The organism is Oscillibacter sp. PC13 (genome assembly GCF_900115635.1).
Lineage (GTDB): Bacteria > Bacillota > Clostridia > Oscillospirales > Oscillospiraceae > Oscillibacter.
The window spans coordinates 1-13499 of record NZ_FOXE01000017.1; the positions used below are offsets into that span (position 1 = coordinate 1).

The window sequence follows — 13499 nt, forward strand, 5'->3', positions numbered from 1 at the left end:
ATGGACTTCATCGTGTCCAAGGGGCTGCCGCCACCTAAGGCAATCAAGAAATCGCAGCCCTCAGCTTTGTACTGGCCCAGTCCATCCCTTACCATCAGATCGGTTGGCTCGCCGCCGATACGGTCAAAAACAGTATAATGAATGCCCGCATCTGCCAAGACCTTTTCCACCTTGGCACAGTTGCCCAATTCCACCATCATGGAATCGGTGACAATCAGCGCCTTCTTACCCATTCTTTGCAGAGTAACGGCTGCAGCATCTAATGCTCCAGAGCCTGTCAGAATGCTTCTTGGTACTAAAAATTCCCTTGCCACACCTCATCGCTCCTTGTACAAGAATATCACCTCAGCAAGCAGCTCATACTCCGCTTGTTTCGGTTCTGTTTGTTTGGAGACCTGTCATGGACGCCGTATCACGACTTCCGTCCATCACACGAATATGCGCAGGGCGCCTGACCGATGAACCGCAGGAGTTCCACTCCGGCTGACGCCTGCTTACAGGCAGAGGAGAACCATTCATATTCTCCTCCGCCTGTTGCCAGTTTGCCTTTGGACATTAAATTCTAAATTGGAACTGCCAGCCCCCCGGAAGCCGGCCGGCAGCCGCCTGTTGGAAAAGCGTAGCTTGCCGGCCCCGCGTCCGTGGGAAGGCTGGACGACTGAACATCACTCGTAGATGCTCAGCAGAATCTCCTTTACCTTCTCCGGGGAGATGTCAACAGGGTTGTTATCCATGCGGCCCTTTGTGAAGGTCTGGGTAACCAAGTGGTCAATTCCCTTCTCAGGGACTCCCAGGGGCTTCAGCCGCAGTGTGACGCCGGCCATGGCAGCGGTCTCATCCAGCCACTTCTGCAGACCGCCGTGCCTTTCAAAGGTGTCAAACAAATCATCTGCGCAGACAATTGCCTCGCGGTTGATTTTGGAAACCGCGTCCAGCGTCAGGGCACAGGCAATGCCGTGGGGGACGCCATACTGCATGGTGACGGCATAGCTGATAGAGTGACAGGCGGTGGTGCGAGTTCTTGCAAACGCCATGCCAGCCAGCAGTGCGCCGCGGCTTTGGTACGTACGTAACTCCAGATTCTGAGGATCGGCCAGGACTTTGGGCAAATAGGTCATAATCGTATCAATGGCCTTCAGCGCAATATCCTTCACCACATATGTCGTGGGCTTCGCCCAATATGCCTCAATGGCATGGGACAGCGCGTCAACGCCTGTGGAGAATGTCATCTTCGTGGGAAGTGTCAGCGTCAGTTCGGGAATTACTAGCGACATTTTGGGATAGTTCTGGGGCGTGTCAATGGAGAATTTCGCGGTTTTGTTGATGTCCCAGATCGTGGCGAACTGTGTCACCTCGGAACCCGTGCCGGCGGCGGAGGGGACGGAGATAATGTCGATCACCTCATGCTCCGTTTTATAGGCGCCGGTTTTCAGCAGTTCCGTAATGGCATCAATGGTGATTTCCTTTCCCTTAAAGAGATAGTGGAAGTTGGAAACACCCTTGGCCGTATCAATCGCGGATCCGCCGCCGATCGCCAGGATAAAATCGGGATCATACCCCTCAATCAGCTTTAAACCGTTATAAACATCCTGCTGGGTGGGGTTTGGCGTGATGGTGTCCATCCAGAACTCGTTTCCACTGGCAACATTCTTCTCAATGTCAGCGGTCAGATCCCACAGATCTGTACAAAACCGCTCACAGACGACCAGTACCTTTTTCTCCGGGCCACAGTCATTCACCAGTTCACGCAGGGCCTCCTTGGTGCCGAACTTGATTTCCACAGAGCAATAGGGAACATATTTTGACATAGTATTTTCCTCCTTTTTATAAATCGCAAAATCACGGCGTTGAGCGGGATGCGCATATGGTAGAGCCACGACACACGCATATACCTTACATGCGGGAATCAGCATGGGGCAGGAGATATCACTTTTCAGCGAAAGCCTTTTCCAACTTGGTCATCTTCATGCTCCGTACGATAAAGGTCAGAATCACCATGATGACGTACAGAACAGCGATGGTGATGAAGATGGCGGGCCAGCTGCCGGTTTTATCCAAAACCACTCCAAAAATCATGGACTGAGCAGCAGACCCCATGTAAATGGCCCAGTCAAGAATGCCGGTGGTGGTTCCGGACATTGCCCGACCACCCAGGTCGCCCGAAATGGCCCAGATCACGCCAGTGACCATGGAGGCGCAGCCTACAAGCAGAAGCAATGCAGAGGCCATCATTTGGGATTTCACAAATGGGAACACGCACAGCAACACCACGGACACCACCGCAGCCAACAGCAGCATCGGCTCGCGTTTGCCTTTGAAAACCTTGTCCGTCAAGGTGGGGAACACAAACATGGCCAAGGCCTGCCCCAGCGGTAGCAGAATCGAACTGAGAATACCGGTTTTAATATCCATTCCCATTACGTCGGTGAAGTACGTTGGGATCCAGGTCAGCAGGCCGTAGCGACCGATACCGGCAATCGCGGAGATGAAGCACAGCAGAATGACCTTCGGCTCAGAGAACAGGAGCTTATAGGGATACACTGCGCTCTTGGTCTTGAGGATGGCGACTCGCTTCTCATCTTCGGCAGCAGCCGCGGCGTCCGGTTCCTCAAAAGGCTTCAAGCCGATATCTTCCGGCTGGTTCTTTACAAAAACCGCAAAGACAACCAGAATCAACAGCATGGGAATCAACGGCCAGCGGAACGCAGCCCGCCAGCCCCAGTCCGGGGAAATGGCGTAAGCGGCAAAAACGCATCCATAGGTCACCACCTGTGCAACGCCAGAGAAACCTGTTGCAACGCCAGAGGCAAAGCCTCTTTTTTCTTTGGGCCACCACTTGTTCAAAACTCCCAGTCCGGGAGACCAAACCATAGACTGTGCAAAGCCGTTTAGTCCCCAGAGTACGGCAATTACTGCCAAAGAGGACTGAAAGCTGATGGTAAAGTTGCAGATGGCAGAAACAATGATGCCGACGATCATAAATCGTTTGTTTCCAACAATTTCGCCCAGCCGCCCGGAAAACAGATGGCCAAACCCATAACACCAGAACAAAGCGGAGCTGATAAAGCCGATTTCTGCCTTGGTGGTTCCAAACGCCTCCGCCATGACAGGCATCGCCAGGGACATATTTTGTCTGCCGTTGTAGAAAAACATGTAGGTGAAACCAAATCCAAGGAGCATGTACTTGGCGTACTTTTTAAACTTCGTATAGTCGGTCTGTGAATATCCGTAAGTTTTCGAGCTAGTTTCCATGAAGTTCCCTCCCAATTTCATGTTTTGCAACTATTCTCCCTTAAAAATACAGTTTCCGCCACATAAAAGAGTCGAAGAAGAGACACCTGGGTAAAGGATAGGCGGGTGTCTCTTCTCCGGATTGGGTTATAAATTAGATCGTTTCAATGAGACCCTGACCGGGGCGCTCGCCTCTTCTCAGTCTCGGCTCAATCTCGTTGAAGATGATCTCCGGGACGTACTTGACAGAAGGTACCAGAAAGTCGGGCTTGGATGCGGCCAGCATATCATAATCGTTGGAACCGGAGGCGTACAAGCCAATGGTCCAAACGCCAGCGTTATTGCCGCACTTCATGCCGGCGGCCGTGTCATCGATCTTCACGACGGCCTCGCAGGGGATGACCTTATTGGTCAGCTTGTAGGCGCTGAGCATGCAATCGTACACCATAAAGGGAGAGGGACGGCCGGGTACCTTCTCGGCGTTGGTGACCACATCAAACTTCATGTCGAACTTGTCTTCCAAAACCTTGTTCAATGCGGCAGAGTCCTCGGCATAATAACCGGTGTCGCAGCCAACCAGAATACCGGCCTCTTTCATTTTGGCAATGGCCTCCACGGCACCTTCAATGGGACGGGCTAGGTCTTCGTCGACGATGTACTTGCTCATCAGCGGGCGGAAAGCGGCGAGAATCGCCTCAAAGTCGTCCTCTCCCCAGGGACGATTGTACTTGGCTTCCCACTGCTCCACGAATTCGGGAAGGTTCATCAGCATCCGCAGGTGGGTGGGCTTGAACATGCCCATGGGCTTACGGATAGATGCCCAGTCCAACTCAATGCCGAACTGCCGGATAGCTTCATAAAAAGGAACAACCGGGGCTTTGCATCCGCGGCCGTCGTCCCTAGGCCAGCGGTGGCTCATATCGCCGGGACCATCACAAAAAGTGCCAGCGGTGTCGAGAACTGCCAATTCAATCTTGCCGGTGTAACGTCTGTTATACATGTTGTCTCCTCCTTGATATCCTTTTTATTTTTTTAGGGGTTGCTTCCACGGCTTCATTAAAGCATTCTTTTTGCAACAAGTCAATTATATTTTGCAATATTTTTGAATAATTGCTTTAAAAAATTGCACAATTATTTCAAGAAATTATTGTATATATCACATATTTTATCATTTTTTCTTTCATATTTTATTCATTTTAACTAAAATTCAGAGATCGCGCGTTTATTATTCTTTTAATATATTGCGACATCTTATCACATTTTGCAATATTTTGTATTGCGCGTCATCAGGCACCTGTTTCCGCCCCTTTCGGTGCCATACGACTCTGGGATGCTTGCAGATTCTGCAAACGGATATTGGCAATGGGCAAGGGTTTTTCTACGATCCCATGAGCGCGGGCGGCCGTCTTTCCAGGCAAATCTTCCCACAGGTGATACGGCGCCGAAGCGCTGGAAAAAAAAGTATCCGGCGTGATATCACGCCGGATACTTTTTTCAAAAATGATGGATAGCAGCAGACGCACTGCCGGATTGGTCTTTCCGTCGGCCGCCGGGGAATTCCTTCCCAAACCTTGAAAACTCGAATTTCACACGGTCCCCGCTCCGAAATCCTCACAGCACAGTGATTAAGGCTCTTCCAGTGGGAAATTGTTTTCCCTGTCAGAGGTCACCACCGTAATGCCCCGGCTCTCATAAGCCTCGCGCAGTTTATCCGACAAACCGGAATCGCTGATCAAAAGGTCAATCGCGTCCACCGGGCAGACATTCATGCACGCAACACGGCCAAATTTGGTATGATCCGCCACAAAAATATTTCGCCGGGACGCCTTCATAATCGCCTGTATAGTGGAAACCCGATCCGGGTGATAGGCGGTGATCCCCTTTTCAATGGAAACCGCCTCAAGCGCCAAGATCGCCGTATCAATATTATACTGCAGAATATCCCGCTCACACTGGTCTCCGCCAATGGATCCCTCATCCGTATCCACAATGCCGCCTGGTACAATGGTGGTAAATTCCTGCGCTTCCGCCAGTATATCCAGTACGTAAATATTATTTGTGATCACCGTTAAACGGGTATAATTCTTAGCCAGGAACTTGGCAACTTCGATATTGGTCGTTCCGCTGTTGAGAAAAACGCTTTGGCCTTCTACAATAAAGGGCTTGAGGAGCCTTGAAATCTCCCGCTTAGCCGCCCTGTTTTCTTGGTACCGGTTCTCCAGGACGGACCGCCCATTCTCTTTCTGCTGACAGTAGATGGCGCCGCCGCGTACCCGCTTCAGCTTTCCCTGGGCTTCCAACTGCTCAAAGTCCCGCCGCGCCGTATCAATGGATACCCCATTCAGCTGGGCAATATCCGCCAATGTTGCCCTCTGCTTTTCCTGCAGATATTCCACAATTTTGTTCAGACGCTCTTGCTGTATCATGTGTTATCCATTCTAGGCCTGATGACTCCCACATGGGCCTTCTCATAATATTTCCGCACAGTTTCTTCTGTAACCCGGCTGTCGCTTACAATATAATCGATTTCTTCCAATCCACACACATTCGCGCAGGCAATCCGATCGAACTTACTGTAGTCTGCCACAATAATCTTTCTTTTTGCACTCTTGATGAGGGAACGGATGACGCCGACCTCTCTCCATCGGAAATCCGTCACGCCCTTTTCCAGCGAGATGGCATTGACGGCCAAAAGCGCCACATCAATATTATAGGATAGGAAATCCCGCTCGCACTGTTTCCCATAGATCGCGTACTCCTCGTGGTCAAACAGCCCCCCCGGTACGATGAGTGTAAAATTCTTCGCATTTTTGAGAACCCGAAAAAGATACAGGTTATTCGTAATAATCGTCAGGTGCTGATAATGGCTCACCAGATATTGGGCCACTGCGATATTGGTGGTGCCGCCGTTCAGCGCCACGGACTGTCCGTCCACAACAATATCCTTCAGCGCCTCCGCAAGAAGCTGTTTCTCGTTTTTGTGCTCGATGTTGCGCATATTAAAGCGCTGCTTGGACAGATCGTCGTTTTTCGCAATCGCTCCGCCCCGCACAGTTTGGATCATCCCGCTCTTTTCCAGAATTTCCAAGTCCCTGCGGATCGTTCCCACAGAGACGCCGGTTTCCTCCGAAAGTCTGCCCAGGGTCGCCTGGCCGTTCTCCTTGAGATACGTGACAATTTTTAAATAACGCTCTTCCTGCAACATACGCCCTACCTCAACCTTAAAATTTCCGAAGGGTGCACGACCGCGAATTTCCGTGTTCAATTTCCACGAATCTTATGGAAAGTATACCAGAAGCCCCATCATTCATCAAGAGGCGGAACAAAATTTTCTAAGCCCTGTCGCACGCCTCTATAAGCCTCCACGCCCGGCGAGATTCTTCAAGAACCTGATCCCCGAGTGAAGCATGCCTCTTAATTCTCCGGAATCTCTCTTTTCTGCGGGGCAAAGGTGCTCCCCATGCGGAAAGAGATATTTTGGGCAACCCATTGCAGCGTGGGAAGGATCTCCTCCTGAATGCAGGCATCCGTGATCCGTTCCGATGATCCAAAGACGCTGATCGCCGCAGCTACTTTCCCTGTGAAATCATAGATCGGCGCCGCCACACACCGCATCCCTTCTTCGCATTCTTCGTTATCCAACGCGTACCCCTGCCGCTTTACCGTTTCCAATTCCTCTACCAGTGCGCGCTTTGTCGTAATTGTCTTGTCGGTAAACGGGGCCAATCCTTTCTCCGCAATAAGCCTGTCTAAGGCTGCGTCGGTATATTCCGTCAGCAGGATTTTCCCGGAACTGGTTGCATGCAACGGCGACTGCTTTCCAATTCTCATCAGAGAGACCCCCATGGACGCGGGCTCATACCAGCAGTCGACATACACGCACTCCATCTCATGCTCAATTACCAGACAGATCCCCAGGCCCAGTTCAATGGACAGCTCGTTGATAAGATCGCTGGAAATCGAGCGCAGACTCTGATGCGCCCGCACCTTTTCCCCCAGGTTGCAGACGCCCCATGTCAGCGCATACCGACCGGAATCCCTGTCCTGATAGGCATAGCCCTCAAGAATCAAGGCGTTCAGATAGCGCAGACAGGTCGCCTGCGGCATGCCCACACTTCCAATAATATCCTGCAGGCGCATGGGAACCTTGCTCTCCGCCAAAATTTCCACCAATTGGAGGATCTTTGTTACAGATTGATTGGAAGGACGCCCAATCCGCTCGTTCGGCATAGCAAACCATCCTTTTCAGACTTCATTCTATGATACGCTTCCGCATGTTCGTTAAATTTTTATTTAATTATCATGCCACAAAATGAACAAATAGTCAATGGTGGTCTTTTTTAAGCGGATTCGAATTATTTTTGGACTAACAGTTCATTTATAGTAAATATTGATTATTTTTATATTGACACTTAAATGAATCGGAATTATAATCCGTTTATCACAAACATATAAGAAAATTAAAAGGAGGATTCAAAATGTCAACTTCTACAAGGATGAAGTATTGTGTCAATGGCGAGTGGCTGAATTCCAAAACAGAAAAGTGGATGCCCGTAACGAACTCCAGCACAGGTGACCTCCTGGCCGAAGTGCCCTGCTGCACCGTTGATGAGGTCGAATCTGCTATTGCAGCGGCTCAGGCTGCCTTTCCGGCGTGGTCCCAGAAGTCCCTCAGCTCCCGCACGCAGATGATGTTCAAATGGCGCAATATCCTGCTGGATCATTTGGAGGAGTTGACGCTGTTGTGCTCCAAGGAGCTTGGAAAAACGCTGAATGAGGCTCGCGGCGACATTTTGAAGGCCATTGAGCCCACAGAACACGCCTGCGGCCTGCCCACCCTCATGCAGGGAGACGCCTCTCTTCAGGTCACCACTGGCTTCGATACCGCAACCTATCGGATGCCGCTGGGTGTTGTCGCAGGAATCGTTCCCTTTAACTTTCCGGCCATGATCCCATGGGGCTGGATGGTTCCGCTGGCAATTGCCACAGGTAATACCATCGTCCTGAAGGCCGCTAGTCTGACACCCTTAACATCCATGCGGATTCTGGAGCTGTTTTATGAAGAGGGAGGCTTTCCTAAAGGCGTTGTCAACTTAGTCACATGCAGCCGGAATGAGGCTGAACTCTTCCTGACGGATCCCCGTGTGAAAGCGGTAACATTCGTTGGCACCACAAACGTCGGAAAGCACATCTATTCCGTTGCTTCCGCACACGGCAAGCGCGTGCAGGCACAATGCGAAGCCAAAAACCATGCCCTTGTGCTGGAGGATGCCGATTTGGAGAGCGCAACCAACGCCATCATCAACTCTACATATGGATGCGCCGGTATGCGCTGCATGGCATTGCCGGTAGTCGTTGTTCAGGAAAGCGTTGCGGACCGGTTTGTGTCAATGTTAAAAGAGAAGGCTATGGCCATGAAGGTGGGCTGCTCCTATGACCCCGAGACAAATCTGGGACCCGTTGTCTCTGCTGAACACAAATCCAAGGTTTGCAACTGGATTCAAAAGGGAGTCGAGGAAGGCGCCGATTTGGTTTTGGATGGCCGTAATATCGTTGTTCCCGGTTATGAAAACGGATTTTTTGTCGGTCCCACCATTTTTGATCATGTGAAGCCTGGGATGACAATTGGAGATCGGGAGATCTTTGGTCCTGTGACATTAATTAAACGCGTGAAAGACTTCGAGGAAGGTCTCGCTGTCATGAATGCCAACCCGTGTGCCAACGGATCCGTCATTTTTACGCAAAACGGCTACTATGCCCGTAAGTTTGAATTTCTTACCGACGGCGGCATGGTTGGAATCAATGTGGGCATTCCTGTTCCCTCCGCTTATTTTCCATTCTCCGGCAATAAGGAGTCTTTTTACGGAGATCTGCATGTTCTGGGAAAAGACGGTGTTCGCTTTTACACCCGTGCGAAGACGGTTACAAAGCACTGGTACGACGAATCTTCCTCTAAAAAAGCTGTAAGCACATGGGAAGGTACTGTTGAACGCGATTAAATAAAGAAACCATTTAAAATATTGTATAGATCCGCTTTTTCCCTCATCACATCATATTGCCTTCTGTTAGAATGCATCTGGTTCTGTTATTTGTCAGGCTTTTACAGGCCGTAAATACGCATAATTTAAACAGCTTTCCATTTTTCGATATTTTATATCAATTGAGATCCAACGGCTCCGACCTATCATAATCCTGTAGAAAGTTTTACGTACTTTTCGAAGTGCAGGGATTCACGGGTTCGCACCCTGTATTGTCCACTAAACAAAAAGAGACATCCAACTGGATGTCTCTTTTTGTTTAGTGGATGCCCTTGCCCATGACAAACGCCGTCTGCACATTTCATAATTTGGCCAACTGAACATAGCCTTCCGCATCTTCTCTGTGGATTCGTATAAATTCATAAACAAGCCTGACCAAGCAGTTTCCTTCTCCGCAAAATTTGTTAAAGCTAACCAAAATGTCAAAAAACCAGCAGGAAAGTCTTGACATTGATAGTTAGTTGCGTTAAACTCAAGGCGAAACAGGGGTTAGTCGTTTCTAACCTCAGCTTTTAAAAAACAGTTTGTTGCGGTGGGTTTTATCTTAAGGAGGGACAATATGATGCCTTTGACCATGGCAAAGACGGGTGAGACAGTTACAATCCATCAGATTACCGGGAAGGACGAGGTACGCCAGCACCTGGCAGAGTTGGGATTTGTGGTGGACGGAACGGTGACGGTGGTCAGCGAAATCGCCGGGAATTTGATCCTTCAGGTGAAGGACAGTCGGATTGCCCTGGATAAAACCATGGCAAACCGCATTTTGATTTAAGCCGAGCGAAGTTGTGATTTTATATTTAGGAGGAGAGCGCACATGAAAACCTTGAAAGATGTCCGGGTAGGCGAGAGCGCCACGGTGGTAAAGCTCCACGGAGAGGGTGCCACCAAGCGCCGCATTATGGACATGGGCCTGACCAAAGGCACGGAACTGCTGGTTCGGAAGGTAGCCCCGCTGGGCGATCCTATGGAATTGAACGTCCGGGGCTATGAACTGTCTGTCCGCAAGGCGGACGCTGAGATGATCGAAGTACAATCATCTTCAATCCCTTGCAGAAACGCCCGGTGAAGCGGGACTTTTACGAAAGCAGGGGCAGAAGCGCGGGGTGCAGAGGTTCCTGCAGAAGGAACCATGGCGAATCCCGCTTCGGCGATGCGGCTTCGGCCGCAAATTTCAAGCGCAAAAGTTAGTTTTAACTAACATTTAGGAAGGAGAGCACTATGGATATCAAAATCGCGTTGGCCGGCAATCCGAACTGCGGCAAAACCACCCTGTTCAATGACCTGACCGGCTCCAATCAGTACGTGGGCAACTGGCCAGGCGTTACTGTAGAAAAAAAGGAGGGACGCCTGAAGGGCCACAAGGAGGTGGTCATTCAGGATTTGCCCGGCATCTACTCCCTGTCTCCCTACACCCTGGAAGAGGTGGTGGCCCGGGGGTATCTTGTGAATGAAAAGCCCGACGCCATCTTGAACATTGTGGACGGCACCAACATCGAGCGGAACCTGTACCTCACAACGCAGTTGATTGAGCTGGGCCTGCCTGTGGTGGTGGCGGTCAACATGATTGACCTGGTGCGGAAAAACGGAGACAAAATCAGCCTCTCCAAGCTGGCGGAGGCCCTGGGTTGTGAAGTGGTGGAGATGTCCGCCCTGAAAGGCGAGGGCGGAATGGCCGCCGCTGAGGAGGCCATGGCCGCAGGCCAGGCAAAGAAAACCGGTCAGCTGCCCGCCGTGTTCACCGGCTCTGTGGAGCATGCCATTGCCCACATTGAGGAGTCTCTGGAGGGCAAGGTGGACCGGCGCTACCTGCGCTGGTACGCCATCAAGGTGTTCGAACGGGACAGCAAGGTTCTGGCGGACCTGAATCTCCCCGCCGACCTGAAGGCCCATCTGGAAGATCACATTGCCGACTGCGAGCGGGAGCTGGACGATGACGCCGAAAGCATCATCACCAACCAGCGCTATGCATACATCAGCGGCGTGGTGTCCAGGGCCGTTGTGAAAAAGCGGGCCAAGCACGCCCTCAGCACCTCCGACAAGATTGACCAGGTGGTCACCAACCGGATTGCGGCTCTGCCCATTTTTGCCGTCGTGATGTTCCTGGTGTACTGGGTGGCCATGGGCCCCTTCGGCACGTTCCTCACCGACTGGACCAACGACGTGCTGGGTGCCGAATGGCTTCAAGCCGGATCCCGGACGCTGCTGGAGGGTTTGGGCTGTGCGGAATGGCTCACCGGTCTGGTGTCTGACGGCATTATCGCCGGTGTGGGCGCGGTTCTGGGCTTCGTACCCCAGATGCTGGTGCTGTTTTTGATGCTGGCCGTTTTGGAGGATGTGGGCTACATGGCCCGTGTCGCCTTTATCATGGACCGGATTTTCCGGAAATTCGGCCTCTCCGGCAAGAGCTTCATCCCCATGCTCATCGGCTCCGGCTGCGGCGTCCCCGGCGTCATGGCCAGCCGTACCATTGAAAATGAGCGGGATCGCCGCATGACCATCATGACCACCTGCTTCGTGCCCTGCGGCGCCAAGATGCCCATCATCGGCCTGTTTGCCGGGGCGATTTTCGGCGGCAGCGGGCTGGTAGCGGTTTCCGCCTACTTCATCGGCGTGGCCGCCATCATCATTTCCGGCATCATCCTGAAAAAGACCCGCGGCTTTTCCGGGGACCCAGCGCCCTTTGTCATGGAACTGCCCGCCTATCACGTACCCAGTGCAAACAATGTGCTGCACGCCACCTGGGAGCGGGGCTGGAGTTTCATCAAGCGGGCCGGTACCGTGATTGTCGCCTCCTCCATTGTTCTCTGGTTCCTCCAGGGCTTTGGCTTTACCGGAGCCAGCTTCGGTATGGTAGAGGACAATAACAACTCCCTGCTGGCCGCCATCGGCGGGGCGGTGTGCTTTATCTTTGCGCCGCTTGGCTTCGGCGACTGGCAGTCCACCGTAGCCACCGTCACCGGCCTGATTGCCAAGGAAAACGTCGTTTCCACCTTCGGCATCCTCTTCCAGGTCGGCGAGGAGGTGGCGGAGGACGACACCGCCCTCCAAGCCGCTGTGGCGCTCCACTACTCCGCCGTTTCCGCATACAGCTTTATGGTGTTCAATCTGCTGTGTGCCCCCTGCTTCGCCGCCATGGGCGCCATCAAACGGGAGATGAACAACGCAAAGTGGACGCTGGCCGCCATCGGCTATATGTGCGGCTTTGCCTATCTCATCTCCCTGATGATTTACCAGTTCGGCGGCCTTCTCACTGGAGAGGTGGGCTTCGGTCTGGGCACCGTTGCTGCTGTTGTTGATCTGGCTTTCCTGCTGTACATGCTGTTCCGCAAGAATAAATACAACGATACTGTTTTGACCATCAGCGCGGTGGAAGCCGCCAAGGCCGGCGCCCGGTAAGCAGTTCGTTATCGGCGGAGGCCGGCCGCAAACCGGCTTCCCTTTGGAAAGGAGAGGCGTATGAATTTACCAACGCTCATTGGAACCCTACTTGTCCTGGCCGTTTTTGGAACCATCGTGGGGCGCGGAATTTACAACCACAAGCACGGCAAACGCGGCTGTTCCTGCGGCGGTGACTGCGGCTCCTGCAGCGCCTGCCGCAAAAAGTAAGCATATATAAGTGCAAGAGCAGGGCGCGGGCAATCAAAAAAGCCCGGGCCCTGCTTTGTTTTCATTGTGAATGGGGGAGAGAAACATGAAACAACGGCGTGTGACGCATCTTCGTTATTTGATGACCATCTATGAATTGGGACAGGTCATGCCGGAAGTGGGCGCTGCAGCAGTGGCAAGGACGCTGAACGTGTCCTGCCCCTCTGTTACCCGAATGCTAGGTGTCCTGATGGGCAAGGGCCTGGTGGTACGGGAGCGGTACGGAAAAATTTACCTGACGGACAGCGGCTTCCTTCTGGCACGGGGCTTTCAGGAAAAGGTGTGCACGTTGCAGCGCTTGATTCCCGCCATGGATCTTTGCCTGACACAGGAAGAGCTGCTGGAAACCGCCTGCCTGCTGGCCGCTGCACTTCCGCAGCATGTCTTGGAAAAAGCAGGAAAATGAGACGGCCGCGCTTTCCTTTTTTACATAGGCTGAACAAAAACTCTACCGGAATTGCAAGCCCGAACACAGGGTATCCTTTGAATTTTCTTGTTCCTCCGCTTGAAAACTTTCTCTTTTAATGTTACATTGCTGAAAGTATGGAAGATTTCACTGGCTGACATGGCGGTCCCTGGCGAAAA

The 13499-nt window shown here is 52.0% G+C and carries 13 protein-coding genes; 6 read left to right on the forward strand and 7 right to left on the reverse strand.

Annotation, left to right across the window (positions count from 1 at the left end; translation table 11 throughout):
* The 7 genes from BMZ81_RS10535 to BMZ81_RS10570 all read right to left on the reverse strand — a co-directional run.
* The coding region (locus BMZ81_RS10535) for an iron-containing alcohol dehydrogenase (protein ID WP_143072770.1) at window positions 1–314 on the reverse strand (314 nt) is incomplete at its 3' end.
* Between the two features lie 351 nt (window positions 315–665).
* Window positions 666–1808: a phosphonoacetaldehyde reductase gene (locus BMZ81_RS10540; RefSeq protein ID WP_177187284.1), complete on the reverse strand. Its 1143-nt coding sequence runs from the start codon at window positions 1806–1808 to the stop codon at window positions 666–668.
* Between the two features lie 118 nt (window positions 1809–1926).
* Window positions 1927–3252 carry an MFS transporter gene (locus tag BMZ81_RS10545; RefSeq protein WP_177187285.1) on the reverse strand — a complete coding sequence of 442 codons (1326 nt, stop codon included), beginning with the start codon at window positions 3250–3252 and terminating at the stop codon, window positions 1927–1929.
* Between the two features lie 133 nt (window positions 3253–3385).
* Window positions 3386–4231 carry an HAD hydrolase-like protein gene (locus tag BMZ81_RS10550; RefSeq protein ID WP_091131815.1) on the reverse strand — a complete coding sequence of 282 codons (846 nt, stop codon included), beginning with the start codon at window positions 4229–4231 and terminating at the stop codon, window positions 3386–3388.
* 625 nt (window positions 4232–4856) lie between these two features.
* Window positions 4857–5657, reverse strand: a complete 801-nt coding sequence (locus BMZ81_RS10560) for a DeoR/GlpR family DNA-binding transcription regulator (RefSeq protein WP_091131820.1) — start codon at window positions 5655–5657, stop codon at window positions 4857–4859.
* On the reverse strand, window positions 5654–6436 hold the full coding sequence (locus BMZ81_RS10565; RefSeq protein WP_091131822.1) for a DeoR/GlpR family DNA-binding transcription regulator: 783 nt from the start codon (window positions 6434–6436) through the stop codon (window positions 5654–5656). Before BMZ81_RS10565 ends, BMZ81_RS10560 begins: the two co-directional genes overlap by 4 nt.
* Window positions 6437–6645: 209 nt before the next feature.
* Window positions 6646–7461, reverse strand: a complete 816-nt coding sequence (locus tag BMZ81_RS10570; protein ID WP_091131825.1) for an IclR family transcriptional regulator — start codon at window positions 7459–7461, stop codon at window positions 6646–6648.
* A 248-nt stretch (window positions 7462–7709) separates the two neighbouring features.
* On the opposite strand from BMZ81_RS10570, the gene BMZ81_RS10575 reads away from it, so the two are divergent.
* From BMZ81_RS10575 to BMZ81_RS10595, 6 genes are all read left to right on the forward strand, one after another.
* Window positions 7710–9230: a CoA-acylating methylmalonate-semialdehyde dehydrogenase gene (locus BMZ81_RS10575; protein WP_091131827.1), complete on the forward strand. Its 1521-nt coding sequence runs from the start codon at window positions 7710–7712 to the stop codon at window positions 9228–9230.
* 598 nt (window positions 9231–9828) lie between these two features.
* Window positions 9829–10041 carry a FeoA family protein gene (locus BMZ81_RS10580; RefSeq protein WP_091131829.1) on the forward strand — a complete coding sequence of 71 codons (213 nt, stop codon included), beginning with the start codon at window positions 9829–9831 and terminating at the stop codon, window positions 10039–10041.
* A 42-nt stretch (window positions 10042–10083) separates the two neighbouring features.
* Window positions 10084–10335, forward strand: a complete 252-nt coding sequence (locus BMZ81_RS10585) for a FeoA family protein (RefSeq protein WP_091131832.1) — start codon at window positions 10084–10086, stop codon at window positions 10333–10335.
* A gap of 152 nt (window positions 10336–10487) precedes the next feature.
* Entirely contained in the window at window positions 10488–12665 is a 2178-nt protein-coding gene (gene feoB, locus BMZ81_RS10590) for a ferrous iron transport protein B (protein WP_091131834.1), read from the forward strand.
* A gap of 60 nt (window positions 12666–12725) precedes the next feature.
* Window positions 12726–12875: a FeoB-associated Cys-rich membrane protein gene (locus tag BMZ81_RS13930; protein WP_143072771.1), complete on the forward strand. Its 150-nt coding sequence runs from the start codon at window positions 12726–12728 to the stop codon at window positions 12873–12875.
* An 85-nt stretch (window positions 12876–12960) separates the two neighbouring features.
* Window positions 12961–13320, forward strand: a complete 360-nt coding sequence (locus BMZ81_RS10595) for a metal-dependent transcriptional regulator (RefSeq protein WP_177187286.1) — start codon at window positions 12961–12963, stop codon at window positions 13318–13320.
* Window positions 13321–13499 lie beyond the last annotated feature (179 nt).

Bases quoted from the DNA above. Each gene is read 5' to 3' on its own strand.
- BMZ81_RS10540 (WP_177187284.1), bottom strand. From the start codon at position 1,808: ATGTCAAAATATGTTCCCTATTGCTCTGTGGAAATCAAGTTCGGCACC.
- BMZ81_RS10545 (WP_177187285.1), bottom strand. From the start codon at position 3,252: ATGGAAACTAGCTCGAAAACTTACGGATATTCACAGACCGACTATACG.
- BMZ81_RS10550 (WP_091131815.1), bottom strand. From the start codon at position 4,231: ATGTATAACAGACGTTACACCGGCAAGATTGAATTGGCAGTTCTCGAC.
- BMZ81_RS10560 (WP_091131820.1), bottom strand. From the start codon at position 5,657: ATGATACAGCAAGAGCGTCTGAACAAAATTGTGGAATATCTGCAGGAA.
- BMZ81_RS10565 (WP_091131822.1), bottom strand. From the start codon at position 6,436: ATGTTGCAGGAAGAGCGTTATTTAAAAATTGTCACGTATCTCAAGGAG.
- BMZ81_RS10570 (WP_091131825.1), bottom strand. From the start codon at position 7,461: ATGCCGAACGAGCGGATTGGGCGTCCTTCCAATCAATCTGTAACAAAG.
- BMZ81_RS10575 (WP_091131827.1), top strand. From the start codon at position 7,710: ATGTCAACTTCTACAAGGATGAAGTATTGTGTCAATGGCGAGTGGCTG.
- BMZ81_RS10580 (WP_091131829.1), top strand. From the start codon at position 9,829: ATGATGCCTTTGACCATGGCAAAGACGGGTGAGACAGTTACAATCCAT.
- BMZ81_RS10585 (WP_091131832.1), top strand. From the start codon at position 10,084: ATGAAAACCTTGAAAGATGTCCGGGTAGGCGAGAGCGCCACGGTGGTA.
- feoB (WP_091131834.1), top strand. From the start codon at position 10,488: ATGGATATCAAAATCGCGTTGGCCGGCAATCCGAACTGCGGCAAAACC.
- BMZ81_RS13930 (WP_143072771.1), top strand. From the start codon at position 12,726: ATGAATTTACCAACGCTCATTGGAACCCTACTTGTCCTGGCCGTTTTT.
- BMZ81_RS10595 (WP_177187286.1), top strand. From the start codon at position 12,961: ATGAAACAACGGCGTGTGACGCATCTTCGTTATTTGATGACCATCTAT.